The sequence below is a fragment of the Luteimonas sp. A501 genome, assembly GCF_054052085.1.
In genome coordinates, this window is record NZ_JBSVRI010000001.1 from 219,150 (window position 1) to 235,653 (window position 16,504).

At 70.3% G+C, this 16,504-nt stretch carries 13 protein-coding genes; all 13 read right to left on the reverse strand.

Translation table 11 applies throughout. The annotated features are described in order from the left end of the window. Positions 1–6: 6 nt before the first annotated feature. The 13 genes from ACW7G5_RS00995 to ACW7G5_RS01055 all read right to left on the reverse strand — a co-directional run bounded on the left by ACW7G5_RS00995 (position 7) and on the right by ACW7G5_RS01055 (position 16,268). Positions 7–1,917 carry an MFS transporter gene (locus ACW7G5_RS00995; protein WP_457001044.1) on the reverse strand — a complete coding sequence of 637 codons (1,911 nt, stop codon included), beginning with the start codon at positions 1,915–1,917 and terminating at the stop codon, positions 7–9. Between the two features lie 151 nt (positions 1,918–2,068). Beyond that, complete coding sequence (locus ACW7G5_RS01000; RefSeq protein ID WP_457002798.1) at positions 2,069–3,055, reverse strand: LLM class flavin-dependent oxidoreductase; 987 nt, start codon at positions 3,053–3,055, stop codon at positions 2,069–2,071. A gap of 30 nt (positions 3,056–3,085) precedes the next feature. Next, positions 3,086–4,381 (reverse strand): phosphoribosylamine--glycine ligase, encoded by a 1,296-nt coding sequence (gene purD / locus ACW7G5_RS01005; protein ID WP_457001046.1) that lies wholly within the window; start codon positions 4,379–4,381, stop codon positions 3,086–3,088. A 93-nt stretch (positions 4,382–4,474) separates the two neighbouring features. Next, positions 4,475–6,058 carry a bifunctional phosphoribosylaminoimidazolecarboxamide formyltransferase/IMP cyclohydrolase gene (gene purH / locus ACW7G5_RS01010; RefSeq protein WP_457001048.1) on the reverse strand — a complete coding sequence of 528 codons (1,584 nt, stop codon included), beginning with the start codon at positions 6,056–6,058 and terminating at the stop codon, positions 4,475–4,477. Between the two features lie 78 nt (positions 6,059–6,136). After that, entirely contained in the window at positions 6,137–6,409 is a 273-nt protein-coding gene (gene fis, locus ACW7G5_RS01015) for a DNA-binding transcriptional regulator Fis (RefSeq protein WP_457001050.1), read from the reverse strand. 46 nt (positions 6,410–6,455) lie between these two features. Beyond that, complete coding sequence (locus ACW7G5_RS01020) at positions 6,456–7,580, reverse strand: DUF3426 domain-containing protein (RefSeq protein ID WP_457001051.1); 1,125 nt, start codon at positions 7,578–7,580, stop codon at positions 6,456–6,458. 40 nt (positions 7,581–7,620) lie between these two features. Next, the gene (gene prmA, locus ACW7G5_RS01025) at positions 7,621–8,541 is read right to left on the reverse strand and encodes a 50S ribosomal protein L11 methyltransferase (RefSeq protein ID WP_457002800.1); all 921 of its coding nucleotides are present in this window, start codon (positions 8,539–8,541) and stop codon (positions 7,621–7,623) included. An 89-nt stretch (positions 8,542–8,630) separates the two neighbouring features. Then, positions 8,631–10,631, reverse strand: a complete 2,001-nt coding sequence (locus ACW7G5_RS01030) for a hypothetical protein (RefSeq protein ID WP_457001053.1) — start codon at positions 10,629–10,631, stop codon at positions 8,631–8,633. Positions 10,632–10,773: 142 nt separating this feature from the next. Beyond that, the gene (accC, locus tag ACW7G5_RS01035) at positions 10,774–12,144 is read right to left on the reverse strand and encodes an acetyl-CoA carboxylase biotin carboxylase subunit (protein ID WP_457001055.1); all 1,371 of its coding nucleotides are present in this window, start codon (positions 12,142–12,144) and stop codon (positions 10,774–10,776) included. An 11-nt stretch (positions 12,145–12,155) separates the two neighbouring features. Continuing rightward, a complete protein-coding gene (gene accB / locus ACW7G5_RS01040) occupies positions 12,156–12,635 on the reverse strand; it encodes an acetyl-CoA carboxylase biotin carboxyl carrier protein (RefSeq protein ID WP_457001057.1) in 480 nt (159 codons plus the stop codon). Between the two features lie 85 nt (positions 12,636–12,720). Continuing rightward, positions 12,721–13,167 carry a type II 3-dehydroquinate dehydratase gene (gene aroQ / locus ACW7G5_RS01045; RefSeq protein ID WP_457001058.1) on the reverse strand — a complete coding sequence of 149 codons (447 nt, stop codon included), beginning with the start codon at positions 13,165–13,167 and terminating at the stop codon, positions 12,721–12,723. A gap of 114 nt (positions 13,168–13,281) precedes the next feature. Next, on the reverse strand, positions 13,282–13,881 hold the full coding sequence (locus ACW7G5_RS01050; protein WP_457001060.1) for a TlpA family protein disulfide reductase: 600 nt from the start codon (positions 13,879–13,881) through the stop codon (positions 13,282–13,284). Continuing rightward, positions 13,881–16,268, reverse strand: a complete 2,388-nt coding sequence (locus ACW7G5_RS01055; RefSeq protein ID WP_457001061.1) for a protein-disulfide reductase DsbD family protein — start codon at positions 16,266–16,268, stop codon at positions 13,881–13,883. The genes ACW7G5_RS01050 and ACW7G5_RS01055 overlap by 1 nt, the downstream gene beginning before the upstream one ends. Positions 16,269–16,504: the final 236 nt, after the last annotated feature.

The window sequence follows — 16,504 nt, forward strand, 5'->3', positions numbered from 1 at the left end:
GTACGCTCAGGGCTTGTCGTCGCGCAGCGCGCGCACGCGTGCTTCCAGCAGCGCGGCGTCGGCTTCGCTGCCGGGAATCGGCGCGTCCGCCATCACCGCGACGTGCGCGCGGAAGCGACGCGGCACCCGCATCAGGCCAAGGCGCCCGCGTGCGGCCGACGCGCTGCGCCGGCTCCACATGCTGCTCCACATCCCGCGCAGCGCCATCGGCACCACCGGCACCGGGCGGCGTTCAAGGATGCGTTCGACTCCCGATTTGAACGGAGCGATATCGCCATCCGACGTCAGCCGGCCTTCCGGGAAGATCAGCACCAGCTCGCCCTCGGCAAGCGCTGCGTCGATGCCGTCGAACGCGCGCTGCATCATCGCCGCGTCCTCCCTGGGGCTCGCGATCGGGATCGCGCCGGCCGCCTTGAAGATCCATCGCATCACCGGGATCTGGAAGATCCGGTAGTACATGACGAAGCGCACCGGCCGCGGGATGCTCGCCGCCAGGATCAGCGCGTCCATGTAGCTCACGTGGTTGCAGACCAGCAGCGCCGGACCCTCGTCGGGCACGTGGCGCTCGATGCCGTGCAGCTCCAGGCGGTACAGCGTGCGCACCAGCAGCCAGCTGACAAAGCGCATCGCGAATTCGGGCACGATGGTGAAGATCCACGTCGTGACCAGCAGGTTGGCGATCGCCACCGCCAGGAAGACCTGGGGGATGCTCCAGCCCAGCACCTGCTGCAGCACCAGCCCCGTGACCGCCGCAGTGACGATGAAGGCCGAATTCTGGATGTTGAGTCCGGCGAACACGCGTGCCATCTCGTGCTTCGGCGTACGGCTCTGGATCAACGCGAACAGCGGCACGATGAACAGTCCGCAGGAGAAGCCGATGCCGGTGAGGTCGATCGCGATGCGCCAGCCGTGGTTGCCGGCGAGGAAGCCGGCGATATCGAGCCCCACCTGCGGCGCCAGGCCGCTGCGTGCGAAGTAGAGATCCAGCATGAAGGCGCTGATGCCCAGCGCGCCCAGCGGCACCAGGCCGATCTCCACCGTGCGTGCGGAGAGCTTTTCGCACAGCAGCGAGCCGGTGCCCACGCCGACCGAAAACAGCGCCAGGCCGAAGATATAGAGGCTGGTCGAGCGTTCCGCGGCGCCCAGGTGCAGTTCGGCGTAGTTGGGCAGCTGCGCGGTCAGCACCGTGCCCACGAACCAGAACCAGGACACGCCGAGGATCGCGTTGCGCACCGCCGGGGTGCGCCGGCTCAGCTTCCAGATGCGGACCGACTCCGGCACCGGGTTCCAGTTGACCTTGAGTTCCGGCGCGCCGGCATCGACGCGCGGGATCAGGCGTGCCACCAGATTGCCGATGACCGCCAACGCGATCACCGAGGCCGCGGCCGCCTCCGCGCCCCAGGTGCCGGCGACCTGGAAGACCAGCCCGCCGTAGATCATGCCGGCGAGGATCGAAAGCGACGTGCCCATCTCCACCAGGCCGTTGCCACCGGTGAGTTCCTCAGGCTTCAGCACCGCCGGCAGGATCGAATACTTCACCGGCCCGAACAGCGTCGACTGCATGCCGGTGGCGAACAGCGCCACCAGCAGCAGCGGCATGTTGCCGAGCATGAAGCCGATGCCGGCCAGCGACATGATCCCGATCTCCATCGCCGTGGTGATCACGATCAGGCGCTGTTTTTCCAGCTTCTCGGCGAATTGCCCCGCGATGGCCGAGAACAGGAAGTAGGGTGCGATGAACAGCGCCGGCGCCAGGTTGGTGTAGAGGGTGCGCTGCTCGCTGTCCACGCCGAGGTAGAACAACAGGCCGATGATGGCCTGGCGGTAGACGTTGTCGTTGAAGGCACCCAGCGCCTGCACGGCGAAGTAGGGCAGGAAGCGCCGCTCGCGCAGCAGCTGGAACTGGGAATAGGCCATGCGGACCCCGGATGGTGTGCGGCGAGCCTAGCGCAAGCCCGCGAAACCGGCCATCGCCAACACCGGCTTTGTAGGAGCAGCTATAGCTGCGAAGGGTTCCGCCGCAATGCGATCACAGTTGTAGCTGCTCCTGCAGGAGTTTGGTGGGGGTTTACAGGGTCGAGGCGATTTCAGAGACCGCCTGGAACGAACGCAGGCGGTGGTCGAAGTCGAAGATGTCGGAGACCACCATCAGCTCATCGGCCTGGGTGCGCTCCATCAGCGCCTTGAGCCCTTCGCGCACGGTGTCGGGACCGCCGTAGATGCTGTGCGCGAGCATGTGCGATGCCTGGGCCTTTTCCTGTGGCGTCCAGTACTGCTCGATGTCGTCGATCGGTGGCTTGGTGAGGTCGCGCGCGCCGCGGAAGATCCCGGCGAACGACATCTGCTGCGAGGTGGCGAGGAACTTCGCCTCGTCATCGGTCGGCGCCGCGATCACGTTGACGCCCACCAGCGCATACGGCTTGTCGAGCTGCGCGGACGGCTGGAACCGGCTGCGGTAGATCGACAGCGCCTGGTCCAGCATCTGCGGCGCGAAGTGCGAGGCGAAGCCGAAGGGAAGGCCGAGCTCGGCCGCGAGCTGGGCGCCGAACAGGCTGGAGCCGAGGATCCACAGCGGCACTTCGGTGCCCGATCCGGGCACGGCCTCGACGCGCTGGCCGGGCCGCGTCGGCGACAGCCAGGCCTGCAGCTCCTGTACGTCCTGCGGGAACCGGTCGCTGCTGGCGGGGTCGCGGCGCAGGGCGCGCACGGTGACCTGGTCGGTGCCGGGCGCGCGGCCCAGTCCAAGGTCGATGCGGCCGGGGAACAGCGTGGCCAGCGTTCCGAACTGCTCGGCGATCACATAGGGCGCGTGGTTGGGCAGCATGATGCCGCCGGCGCCGACGCGGATCTTCGAACTGCCGCCGGCGACGTGGGCGATCACCAGCGAGGTCGCCGCGGTGCTGACCGCCGGCATGTTGTGGTGCTCGGCGATCCAGAAGCGCTCGTAGCCCCAGCCTTCGGCCTGGCGGGCGAGTTCGCGGGCCTCGTCGAGCGCGGTGCGGATGTCGCCGCCCTCGCGCACGCGGCCGAGTTCGAGGATCGAGAGGCGGGGCATGGTCATGGGGGCTCCTGTGGTGGCCGGGGGTCAGGCCTGTGGGTCGTGCTCGCGTGCGATGGCGCGCCAGCCGATGTCGCTGCGATGGAATTCGCCGGGCCAGGTGATGCCTGCCGTGGCGGTATGCGCGCGCTGCTGCGCTTCGGCAACGCTGTCGCCCAGCGCGCAGACGCAGAGTACGCGACCGCCCGCGGTGACCGCATGACCGTTCTCCAGCCGCGTGCCGGCGTGGAAGACGCGGACGTCGCCGGTGCCGGGCATGTCCGGCACGCTGATCACGTCGCCGGTGCGCGGCGTGGCCGGATAGCCTTCGGCCGCCATCACCACGCCCAGCGCCGGGCGCGGGTCCCAGTCGGCGTCGGCGCCATCCAGCGCGCCATCGATGCCGGCCTCGACGAGCGTCGCGAAGTCCGAGCGCAGGCGCATCATGATCGGCTGCGTTTCCGGGTCGCCGAAGCGCACGTTGAACTCGATCACCTTGGGCGCGCCGTCGGCATCGATCATCAGGCCCGCATAGAGGAAACCGCTGAACGGCACGCCGTCGGCGGCCATGCCAGCGACCGTCGGCTCGATCACTTCGCGCATGATCCGCGCGTACACCGCGGGCGTGACCACCGGTGCCGGCGAGTACGCGCCCATGCCGCCGGTGTTGGGGCCGGTGTCGCCGTCGCCCACGCGCTTGTGGTCCTGGCTGGTGGCCATCGGCAGCGCAAAGCTGCCGTCGACCATGGCGATGAAGCTGGCTTCCTCGCCGTCCAGGAACTCCTCGATCACAACCCGCGCGCCGGCCTCGCCGAAGGCATCGCCGCCGAGCATGTCGCGCACCGCGGCCTCGGCCTCGGCGAGGGTCATCGCCACGATCACGCCCTTGCCCGCGGCCAGGCCGTCGGCCTTGACCACGATCGGCGCGCCCGCGTCGCGCAGGTACGCCAGCGCGGGTTCGACCTCGGTGAACACCGCGTAGTGCGCGGTCGGGATGCCGTGGCGGGCAAGGAAATCCTTGGCGAAGGCCTTGCTGCCCTCGAGCTTCGCGGCCGCGGCGGACGGCCCGAAGATGCGCAGGCCCGCGGCCTGGAAACGATCGACGATGCCCGCCACCAGGGGCGCCTCGGGACCGACCACGGTGAAGGCCACGCCCTCGTCGCGGGCCAGCGCCAGCAGCGCATCGATGTCGGTGGCTTTCACGTCGACGTTGCGGCAGCCCGCTTCGGTCGCGGTGCCCGCGTTGCCCGGCGCGACCAGCACCTCATCGACGCGCGGAGACTGCGCCAGCTTCCACGCCAGCGCATGCTCGCGACCACCGGAACCAATGACCAGGACCTTCATCGTGTGCAACCGCCTCGAAGTGTCTGTTTGAGGTGTCTGTTCAAGATAGCCCCCTGAGCCAGGGGGCGATTCGCGCCACAGGCGCGAATGGAATCAATGCCTGAAGTGCCGGACGCCGGTGAACACCATCGCGATGTCGTGCTCGTCGGCCGCGGCGATCACCTCTGCATCGCGCATCGAACCACCGGGCTGGATCACCGCGCGGATGCCCGCCTCGCCAGCGGCGTCCAGGCCGTCGCGGAACGGGAAGAACGCATCCGATGCCATCACCGAACCCGGCACCACCAGCCCCGCGTCGGCGGCCTTGATGCCGGCGATGCGCGCCGAGTACACGCGGCTCATCTGCCCGGCGCCCACGCCGATGGTGGCGCTGTCCTTCGCGTACACGATGGCGTTGGACTTCACGTACTTGGCCACGCGCCATGCGAACAGCAGGTCGCGCAGCTCGGCCGCGGTCGGCGCGCGCCTGGTCACCTGCCTCAACTCGCCGGCCGTCATGCCGCGCGTGTCCGAGGACTGCAGCAGCAGACCGGAGCCGATGCGCTTGCTGTCGTAGTTGTTCATGCCCTCGCCGTGCGGGATGCGCAGCACGCGGACGTTGGCCTTCTTCGCGCAGTACGCCAGCGCGGCGGGCTCGTAGTCGGGCGCAATCAGCACCTCGACGAACTGGCGGTCCAGGATCGCCTTCGCGGTGGCCGCGTCGAGCATGGTGTTGAAGGCGAGGATGCCGCCGAAGGCCGAGGTCGGGTCGGTCGCGTACGCGCGCTCGTAGGCCTCGCCGCAGCCGGCCGCGGTGGCCACGCCGCAGGGATTGGCGTGCTTCACGATCACGCAGGCGGGCGCGTCGAACTGGCGCACGCATTCCCAGGCCGAATCGGCGTCGGCGAGGTTGTTGTAGCTGAGCTCCTTGCCCTGCAGCTGGGTGAACGTGGCCAACGTGCCGGGCACCGGATGCAGGTCGCGGTAGAAGGCGCCCGACTGGTGCGGGTTCTCGCCGTAGCGCAGGTCCATCACCTTCACGAAGGCGGTGGCCATCTGCGCCGGGAACTCGGCGCGCGCCGGCACGTCGGCGGTGGCGTCGCCGATCGCCGACAGGTAGTTGCCGATCGCCGCGTCGTACTGCGCCACGCGGTTGAACGCGGCCACCGAGAGCGCGAAGCGGGTCGCGGCCGACAGCGTGCCGTCGTGCGCGTCCAGTTCGTCGACGATGCCGGCGTATTGCGCCGGATCGGTCGCCACCGCCACGCGCGCGAAGTTCTTCGCCGCCGAGCGCAGCATCGCCGGGCCGCCGATGTCGATGTTCTCGACCGCGTCGGCGAGCGTGCAGTCCGCCTTCGCGGTGACCGATTCGAAGGGATAGAGGTTCAGCACCAGCAGGTCGATGGCGCCGATGCCGTGTTCGGCCATCACCGCCTCGTCGACGCCGGCGCGCCCGAGCAGGCCGCCGTGCACCACCGGGTGCAGGGTCTTGACCCGGCCGTCCATCATTTCCGGGAAGCCGGTGGCGTCCGCCACGTCGCGCACCGCGAGGCCGGCCTCGCGAAGGGTCCGGGCCGTGCCGCCTGTGGACAGCAGTTCGACGCCCCGCGCGGCAAGCGCCCGGGCGAGTTCAACCAGGCCGGTCTTGTCGGACACGGACAGCAGGGCCCGGCGCAGGGGCAGGCGATCGGAGGTCATGGCATGTGGGGGTTGCGGGGACACCGCGATTATACGGCGCGGCAGCAACCTGGCCGCGGTGGCGCGGGTGCGCGCGGGTCAGAGGATCCCGTAGTCGCGCAGCTTGCGGCGCAGGGTCGCGCGGTGGATGCCAAGCATGGCCGCGGCGCGGCTCTGGTTGCCCTCGCAGTGGTTGAGCACTTCGACGAACAAGGGGATCTCGAGCTCGCGCAGGGCGATGTCGTACAGGTTTCCCGCATCGCAGCCGTCGAGGTCGCGGATGTAGCGGCGCACGGCGTTCGCCACGTGCTCGCGCAGCGGCGCCCGTTGCGTGCCGCGGGTCTGCGGCTCGTTGCTGTCGGCGGCGTTCAATCGGACCCCTGGACCATGTCGCGCAAGCGCGCGATCGGAAACGAGTTTAACGCGCGGCGCGCGCGGCTGCCATCGGCTCGGGGCCATCGTGGAAATCAAATGCGAAGCCCACCGCCCCCGGGCCCGGCTCAAGCACGTCCATGCGGATCATTGCGCCCTGGCCACTGCCGAGCAGCTCCGTTGGTGGTTCGCCGCCGAGGTACTCCGCGGCGGTGAATGCGCGCGTGCCGAGCGGACGGCCGTCGATGTCCGACAGCGTCAGCACGATCCCGGGCCAGGGCTGTGGCCAGGCGGCGTCGTTGCGGAAGCTGGCGGCGATGCGCAGCGCATTGGCGGCCTGTGGATGCGGGCGCACATCGCGTTCAAGCAATACGAACGCCGCAGGCTCGCGCCACGGCGGCAGGCTGCACCGCAGCAGCCCGCAGACGCCCGCGACCACGGGCCGCCAGCCCGGGTCGGCGGCCAGGCGCGCGCGGTCGGCAAGCAGCCACTGCAGCAACAGCAGCAGCGCCAGCGCGACGATGGCGGCGGGCAGTGCCCAGGTGCGGCCCGAGCGTGCCTCCGGGGGGCCGGTGCGCCGGGTGCGCGCGAAGCTTGGGGCGGCGCGGCCGGTGGCGCGCTGCGGCTTGGGCGCAGGAGCGGTCGTTTGTTCCGGGTCAGGGGCGGGTGCAGCTGTAGCTGCAGGTGTCACTGCAGGTGCGGGCTTCGGGCCTGGTCCGCAGGTCTGCGCGGGATCGTGGGCTTCCGCTGGCGCCGCGCTCGCAAGGGATGTCTCGTCCAGCGCTTCATCCGCTGCCCCGGCCCCATCTTCCGGCACGTTCCCTGTCGTGCCTTCAGCAGATCCTTCCGGCGCTGCTTCAAGCGATCCGTCACCAACCACGCCGGGCGGATGCGACATGGGCGCCGTCACCGGCGCCTGCAGCAGCGTGGCGAGCGATATCGCGGGTTGCGCAGCGCCGTCGTCCGCCGGATTCCCGGCGGTTGTCGCCGGCCCGTCGAACGATTCCGAAATCGCCGCCGCCACGCCGCTGCGGGCATCGCCCACCGGGGCAACCGCGCCGCCGGGAAGATCGCGCAACGGTGCCGCGCAGCGCGGGCAGCGCTCCGGAGGCAGGTCGCTGGCCGGGTCGGTGGCGACCAGGCCGCGGCAGGAGGGACAGTTGACGAACATGCGCCCTATTCAAGCACGCGCGCGGCGCGGCGGGCAGCCGTCAGCGGCGCCGGATGCCGTCAATGCGAACCCAGTCACCTTCGATCGCGACCGAGAGCTCATCGAACCATTCGCCATAGCGCGCGAGCAGTGGCCCCTGTTGGCCGTCGAGGATCCCCGACAGCGCCAGCCGGCCACCGGGCGCGACGCGCGCGGCAAGCGTGCCTGCCAGCGCATCCAGCGCGGACGCGAGGATGTTGGCGACCACCACCGGCCAGGTGCCGTCGGGTGCGCCTTCGGGTGCGTATACCGACATGCGCTCGCCCACGGCATTGCGCTCGGCGTTGTCGGCGGTGGCGAGTAGTGCCTGTGGGTCGTTGTCGATGCCGGTGGCGTGGGCGGCGCCGAGCTTGAGCGCGGCCAGCGCCAGGATGCCGCTGCCGCAGCCGAAGTCGAGCACGCGGACGCCGTCCAGCAGGCCGTCGGCGGCCAGGCCGTCCAGCCAGCGCAGGCACAGCGCCGTGGTGGGGTGGGTGCCGGAGCCGAAGGCCAGGCCGGGGTCCAGGCGCACGATGGCGGCCTCGTCGCCCTCGGCGCCGTCGGGCAAGTCGTGGTTCCAGGGCACGATCCAGGTGCGTTCGCCGAAGCGCAGCGGCACGTACTGGTCCATCCATGCGCGCTCCCAGTCCTGGTCCTCGACGTTGCGGAACGAAACCCGGCTCCAGTCCAGGCCGGAGTCGAAGCTTTCCAGTGCAGCGAGCAACAGCAGGGCATCGGCGTCGTGCGGGAACAGCGCGCTCAGCGAGATCGCCGCCCAGAGCGGGGTTTCGCCTACGCCGGGCTCGAGGATCGCGCGTTCGTTGCCGGTATCGGCGTCCGCATCGAGCATGGTCACCGCCAGTGCGCCGACGTCGTCGAAGGCGTGCTCGTAGCGGGGTTGTTCGGATTCGCGGCAGTGCAGGGTCAGTTCAAGGAAGGGCATCACGCGGTGGCCGGACCAGGGAAACGCCATGGTACCGGCCAGCGCGTCGGGTTTGCCGGCCCGGGAATGCCCCGGGCCGGCAAGAGGGCTCAGCGGCCCGGCACCAGGGTCTCGACCTGGTAAGCGGTGCCACGGCCGGTGCCGTCGGCGCGCAGCGTCGCGGTCCCGCTCACCGGGGCCTGGGTGGACAGCACGGTGAACGAGTACAGCTCACCCCAGCCCAGCGAACGGCCGCTGGAGCCGGTGCTCCACTCGATGCTGTTGGCGCCGGCCTCGAAGGCCCAGTCGTTCGCCGCGTCGAGGTCGCCATCGCGGACCGTGGTGGCGGTGACGGCGTCACCCGATGCGGTGGCCAGCGCAAAGGCGTCGAAACCCTGCGTGGAGTGGATGCGCAGGTTGGGCGAGTTGCCCTCGGTTTCCGCGAACGCGAAGTCGAAGTTCATCAGCGCGTAGTGGTACTGCCAGAGGCCGCCCGCCAGGCGCCTGGCCTTGACCGCCAGCTTGGCGTGCGAGTCCCCGGACACGAGCTCGGTGATGAGCTTGCGCTCCTTGGTCGGGTTCATGTGCGGGTTGCGCGGATTCATCGTCGCGCCGCCGGAGTCGAACCAGCGGTCGATGGCCGAGCCCAGGCGTTCCGCACTGGTCCCGATGTTCCAGATGCTTCCGGTCCACGACGGGTTGGTGACCTTGGTGGACATCGAGTTGTAGATGTTGATGTCCTTGCGGGCCACGTACCAGGACTCGAACATCCAGGTGGCGCCCGGGTTGGCGGACGGCGACACCTGTGACTCGCCGACCAGCAGGCGGTGGACGTAGTTGTCGCCGGGCGCGGTGTTCTGGATGCCGTTGCAGTCCGGATCAAAGACCGAGCCGCAGCGCCCCCAGAGCCCGGAAGACGGCAGGATCTCGTCGCGCGAGGTCATGCCCTGGGTGTAGTCGTTATTGCCGACGGAGTAGGTGTCGGTGCAGCCGCGGCCGAGCGCGTGGCCGTGGTGGTCGTTGCTGTCCAGGCAGCTGCCGTTGGTGGTCAGGTACGCGTGCTTCACGCCCGAGCGGCCGATCTGCTCGAAGCTGCCATCGGCATTGGTCCGGTACATGTTCCAGATCAGGTAGGGATGCTGGTCGTTGTTGTACGGCGCCGAATTGCCCGTGAACTTCTGGTGCCACGGGATGCTGGCCGTCCACATCGCGCTGCTGGTGCCCAGCGGGTCGTTGGGCACGGTGGCGTTGATGCTGCCCTCGTTGACGTTGTTCTTCAGCGTCGCCGACGGCGCGATGGCCATGGTGCCGCTGCCCTCTGCTCCGGTGCAGTCCTGGCAGCGCAGGTACTGCGCGAAGGTGCTGAGCATGAAGATGTCGTTCTGGTAGGTGCTGCCGTCGGGTGCCGGGTCGCCGTCCCAGGTGATGTGGTTGGCCTGCGGCCGCAGGTCGCCGCTGCCACGCATCTGTACCGGAACGTCGAGCTGCAGTTCGGCGATCGCCATGCCGGCGGCATACGGGGCGCCGATGCGCTTGGCCAGGCGTTCGCTGATGCGGATGTCGGACGAGCCGATGGTGAACGATGCCGGATCGTCCAGCAGCTCGTGCATCACATGGTCGACGTGGAACCAGGCCACGCCCTTGGCGTCGACCAGGTCGAACTCGGGTTCGGCGCCGCGCTTGACGGCGCGCGGCACCAGGCGGAAGCCGTCAAGGTCGATGTTGCCGCCCTTCAGCTGCACCACGTAACCGCCGCGGGCCTGCAGGGCACCGCCGGCCATTTCACGGGCGTAGCCGTTGTCGACGATGAAGCGCATCTGCCGGGCGTCCTGCAGCGCGAAGCGCTCGGAGCCGTCGGAGGTGGGCTGGCCGTGGACGGAGGCGGGCACGATGCGCATGCCGAGGTCGCCGGCAAGGTCATGGTTCCAGCGGATGCCGATGTCGCCACCGCCGATGCTCCAGGGCCTCTCGGCCGAGGTTTTGTCATCAGTGGTTGCGCCCTTGGGCGCGGGCGCAGCGGTAGGTGGCTGTGCAAATACGATCCCGGCGGTGGCCGTGGCCAGAAGGCCGCCCAGCACGGCGGTGGCGACCCTGCTCTTGCGAACGCGCATCGATCCTCTCTCCCTTGTCGTTGGTACCGGCCCCCGTGCCCGGTGAACGACCGAGCATATGCGAGGTGGCCGGGCTCACCATGTTGCGCTGCCGCATGGTGCCGCCAACGGCAATGTGCGCCGCCCCGTGGGGCGGCGCCTGTCAGAGGATCGAGAGCGAGGTGTCCTTGCGCTCGGTCAAGCGCTTTTCCAGGTAGTGGATATTGCGCCCGCCTTCCTCGAAACCACTGTCCGCCAGGATCCGCTGCTGCAGCGGGATATTGGTGCGGATGCCGTCCACCACCATCTCGCTGAGCGCCACGCGCATGCGGCAGATCGCCTGGTCGCGGTCGGCGCCGTGCACGATCAGCTTGCCGATCATCGAGTCGTAGTTGGCCGGCACCCGGTAGCCCTCGTAAACGTGGCTGTCCACGCGCACGCCCGGCCCGCCCGGCGCGTGGAAGTGCTGGATCAGCCCGGGCGAGGGCATGAAGCTGTCCGGGTCCTCGGCGTTGATCCGGCACTCGATCGCGTGGCCGCGGATCACCACGTCTTTCTGGCGGATCGACAGCGGCCGCCCGGCGGCGATCATCAGCTGCTCGCGGATCAGGTCGATGCCGGTGACCATCTCGGTGACCGGGTGCTCGACCTGGATGCGGGTGTTCATCTCGATGAAGTAGAAACGGCCGTCCTCGAACAGGAATTCGAAGGTGCCGGCGCCGCGGTAGCCGATGCGGATGCATGCATCCACGCAGACCTGGCCGATCTCCGCGCGCATCGCGTCGGTGATGCCGGGCGCCGGCGCTTCCTCGACCACCTTCTGGTGGCGGCGCTGCATCGAACAATCGCGCTCGCCCAGGTGGATGGCGTTGCCCTGGCCGTCGGCCAGCACCTGGATCTCGATGTGGCGCGGGTTCTCGAGGAACTTCTCCATGTAGACCATGTCGTTGCCGAAGGCCGCCTTGGCCTCCTGCTTGGTGGTCGCCACGGCGCCGGGCAGCGCGGCCTCGGTGTGGACCACGCGCATGCCGCGGCCGCCGCCGCCGCCGGCGGCCTTCACGATCACCGGATAGCCGATCCCGCGCGCCAGGCGGATGTTCTCCGCGGCGTCGTCGCCCAGCGGGCCGTCCGAGCCGGGCACGCAGGGCACGCCGGCGGCCTTCATGGCCTTGATCGCCTCCACCTTGTCGCCCATCAGCCGGATGGTGTCGGCCTTGGGGCCGATGAAGATGAAGCCCGACTGCTCCACGCGCTCGGCGAAGTCGGCGTTCTCGGCCAGGAAGCCGTAGCCGGGGTGGATCGCCTGGGCGTCGGTGACCTCGGCGGCGGCGATGATGCTGGCCATGTCCAGGTAGCTCTGCGGCGAGGGCGCCGGGCCGATGCACACCGACTCGTCGGCCATGCCGACGTGCTTGAGGTTGCGGTCGACGGTGGAATGCACCGCGACCGTGCGGATGCCCAGCGCGTGGCAGGCGCGCAGGATGCGCAGCGCGATCTCGCCGCGGTTGGCGATGACGACCTTGTCGAGGGGCATGTCGTCGGGCCTCAGCCGATCACGAACAGCGGCTGGTCGAACTCGACCGGCTGTCCGCTCTCGCCGACGATCGCCAGCACCGTGCCGGCGACGTCGGCCTCGATCGGGTTGAACATCTTCATGGCTTCGATGATGCCCAGCGTGTCGCCGGCGCCGACCACCTGGCCGACGGTGACGAAGGCCGGCTTGTCCGGCGCGGGCGATGCGTAGAACGTGCCGACCATCGGCGAGCGCACGACGTGGCCGTCGGGAAGAGCTGGACCGGTGGGCTCGGCCGGCCGGCCGCCGGTGGCGGCCTGGACGGGCGACTGCATCGGCATCACCGGCTCGGGCTGCGCGCCGGCCTGGATGAACTGGGCCGGCGCCTGCGGCGCATAGCCGCGCGGCGTGCGCGCCAGGCGCACGGACTCCTCGCCCTCCTTGATCTCGATCTCGGCGAGGTTGGAGTCCTCGAGCAGGTCGATCAGCTTCTTGATTTTTCTCAGGTCCATGCGGGCCTCTCTGGTGGTGCCGGCAGGTGCCGGCAGTGGCAATCGGGGAATCGTGGGTCGTGGACGGTGAATCCGGAATCCGGCCTCAGCCCGCCCGCGCCAGGCGGGGCAGGGCGGCATCCAGCGCAAGCGCGTAGCTGGCGGCGCCGAAGCCTGCGACCACGCCCACCGCCAGGTCGCTGAAGAAGCTCTGGCGGCGGAAGGGTTCGCGGGCGTGCGGGTTGGACAGGTGCACTTCGATGAAGGGGATCGCGACCGCGGCCAGCGCGTCGCGCAGCGCCACCGAGGTGTGGGTGAATGCGGCCGGGTTGAGCAGGATGAAGCAGGTCCCGTCGCCGGCGGCGGCCTGGACCCGGTCCACCAGCACGTGCTCGGCGTTGGACTGCAGGCTTTCGAACGCCAGCCCCGCGGACTCCGCGCGCGCGCGCAGCCCGGCGTCGATCGCGGCCAGGGTGTCGCGGCCATAGATCTCCGGCTCGCGGCTGCCGAGCAGGTTGAGGTTGGGGCCGTGGAGGACCAGAAGCCTGTCCATCTCCGGTGCGGATCCGCCTTCACGAAAAACGGCGGTCAGTCTGCGGCAAGCGGCGGATCGTGTCCAGATCGCCGAAGTTTTGCGAATTAGCGCAGTTTTAAACGCTTGTTTGATTCAGTCGCGGTTGCGCGCCCAGTCGTCCAGCTCGCCATGCACGAAGGGACCGATGCGCTGCTTGAGCAGCTGGCCGTCGGCCGAGACCAGCACCGTATACGGCAGGACCCCGCGCTGGTTGCCGAGCTGGACACCGGAATCGCGCGGACCGGCGGCGTCGATCAGGATCGGATAGCGCACCGGGATGCGCTCCAGGAATTCCTCCACGGCCGCCTGGTCGTCGAGCGCGATGCCGATCACCTGCACTCCGTCGTCACCCTGTTCGGCGGTGAAGCGGTCGAGTTCGGGCATTTCCTCGATGCAGGGGCCGCACCAGCTGGCCCAGAAATTGACCAGCAGCGGGCGGCCCGCGAACTCTTCGGGCAGGGTGCGCGGACGGCCGGACAGGTCGGGCAGGGTGATGGTCGGCACCGGGTCGCCGCGCTTCGCGATCGCGAGGTCCCCGGGCGGCGCCGGGGCCACGGCATCCATCGCATGTTGTACCGCGCGCTGCCCGAGCTCGGTGCGCAGCAGCGGACCGGGGCCGTTCACCGCCAGCCCGGCCACCACGCCAAGGACGCCCGCGGCCAGCGCTACCAGCAGGATGCTGCGCGTGCGCATCAGCGTGCCGCCCGTTCAAGCGCCGCGACCGCGGTGTCGGGGTCGAGCACGGCCGGCAGTACGTGGCCTTCGCCGCCGTCGCCCGGATAGACCACGTACAGCGGCACGCCGACGGCGCGGTGTTGCTCGAGGAACGCGCTGATCTCCGGATCGACGTTGGTCCAGTCGCCGACCATATAGGCGGCGCCGGTGCGGGCCAGGGCGTCCTTGAAGGCATCGCCGGACAGCGTGCTGCGCTCGTTGGCCTTGCAGGTCACGCACCAGTCGGCGGTCATGTTCACGAAGACCGGGGTGCCTGCGTCGCGCAGGGCGCGCAGGCGCTCGGCGGAGTAGGCGACGCTGCCGCCTTCGGCCCCGGCCACCGCCGCGACCGGCGGCGGCATGCGGCCAACCAGCCATGCGGACGACAGCGCCAGCACCAGCAGCGCGATCGCCGGCAGCCGCCGCAGCCAGCCGCCGCGCATGCGTGCGCGCTCCAGCCACCACAGCGCCAGTGCCATCACCGCCACCCCGGCGGCCACCACGGCCATGGCGTCGACGCCGCGCTGGCGGCCCAGCACCCAGGCCAGCCAGATCGCGCTGAGGTACATCGGGAAGGCCAGCACCTGCTTGAGCGTGTCCATCCACGCGCCCGGCCTTGGCAGGCGGTCGGCCAGCGCCGGCACCAGGCCGACCAGCAGGAACGGCAGCGCCAGGCCCAGGCCCAGGGCCAGGAACACCAGCAGCGCGGCGGCCGGCGAGGCGGAGAAGGCATAGGCCAGCGCGCCGCCCATGAACGGCGCGATGCAGGGGCTGGCGACCACGCAGGCCAGCACGCCGGTGAAGAAATCGCCGACCGGGCCGCTGCGCGCAGCCAGGCCCTGGCCGAGATTGGCGCTGCCGCCGACGCTGAACACGCCCGACAGGCTCAGGCCGACCGCCGCCATCAGCAGCACCAGCGCGGCCACGAAGCCCGGCTGCTGCAGCTGGAAGCCCCAGCCCATGGCCTGGCCGGCGGCGCGCAGCGCGAGTACGGCCAGGCCGACCACGGCGAACGCGACCAGGACGCCGGCGGTGTACCAGAGCGCCTGGCGGCGGGCGTGGGCGCGGCTGGCACCACCCTGCGCCAGGCCGAGGACCTTGAGCGAAAGGATCGGCAGCACGCAGGGCATGAGGTTGAGCAGGATGCCGCCGGCCAGCGCCAGCAGCAGGGCCAGGCCAAGGCCACCGCCGTCCGGCATGGCCGGGGGCCTGCTGCGCGCGGCATTGTCGGCGGCCGCGTCGGCCGTGGCGCCAGGCGTGCCGTTGATGGGCGCCGCAGCGTCCGTGGCTGCGGAGTCCGGCGCATCAGCAATGCCGGCGGCGAGCGGGGCCTGCGCGTTTGCGACACCTGCGCCCCCCGTTCCCGCAGGGCCGCTAGCGGCGTCGGTGGTGGCCGGGTCGCCGGCATCCGCCGCTGCCCCCGCGGTGGCTGCCGCCTCGGCTGCGGTTGCCGCCGTGCCCGCCGGCAGCGACACGCGCACGCTGCGGGTCATCGGCGGATAGCAGATGCCTCCGTCCTGGCAGCCCTGGAAGGTCGCCGTGAGCGTGGCTTCGCGCGCCTCGCCGTGGCTGCGCCGCAGCGGCAGGGGCACGTTGACCTGGTCGAAATAGACCACCACCTCGCCGAAATACTCGTCGTGGTGTGCGACCCCCCGCGGCCAGCGCGGCGTGCCCGCCTGGATGCCGTCGGCCTCCAGCGTGAAGCTGCTGCGGTCGCGGTAGAGGTAGTAGCCCGGCGCCGGTGTGAAGCGCATCAGCAGGGTATCGCCATCATCGGCAATGGCTTCGAATGCGAAGGCCTGCGCTTCCGGAAGCGGCAGCGCGCCGGCAGCGCCGCCGCTGACTGTCGGTGCGGAGCCGCCCGTGCCGCCCGTGCCCAGTGCCTGGCCCAGCGCGGCGAAGCCGGAATCGGCCTGCTTCGGGGTCGCGGCTGCGGCAGCCGGCAGCGCCACCGCCACGGTGCGCGTCTGTGGCGGATAGCAGATGCCGACGTCGGCGCAACCCTGGTAGCGGATCTTCAGTCCGGTGCGTGCGGCCGTCGCGGTGCCCGGGAGTACGCCCGCCACGCGGCCGCGGTAGGTTTCGACGTCGCCGAAGAATTCATCGGTATACGGCGTGCCGGCAGGCAACTGCAGCCCGGCCGGGTCGGCGCGGAACCCATCGTCCACGGGTTCGGCGCCCATGCGGTGGCGATAGAGGTAGTAGCCCTCGGCGATCGTCCACTCAAGCCCGATGCCACCTGCCGCGGAGGCATCGACCCGCAGCACGAAGGCCTCGTCCACCGGCAGCAGATCGTCCATGCCGATCGCGGCCAGGACCGTCCCGGGCACCAGCAGCGTCGCCAGTGCGAGCAGGGCGGCGCACATCCATCGCCGCGCCGGTGGCCTGGCGATCGACCTCCGGATGCGGGCGTCGGGGCGGTTGCAGCGGTGCGGGGGGGCGGTCATCGGCACGGACGGGCGGCGGGCGGCAGGAGCCGGACAGGGTAGCCGACCCGGGCGGCCCGGACCCTTGCGGTTGCGGAACGCAGAAGCCCGGGCGCGCCTTGGTGAATGTCCGGAAGCCGGGCCGGGCGTCGTCTGTAGGGAGGCTTCGACAACGG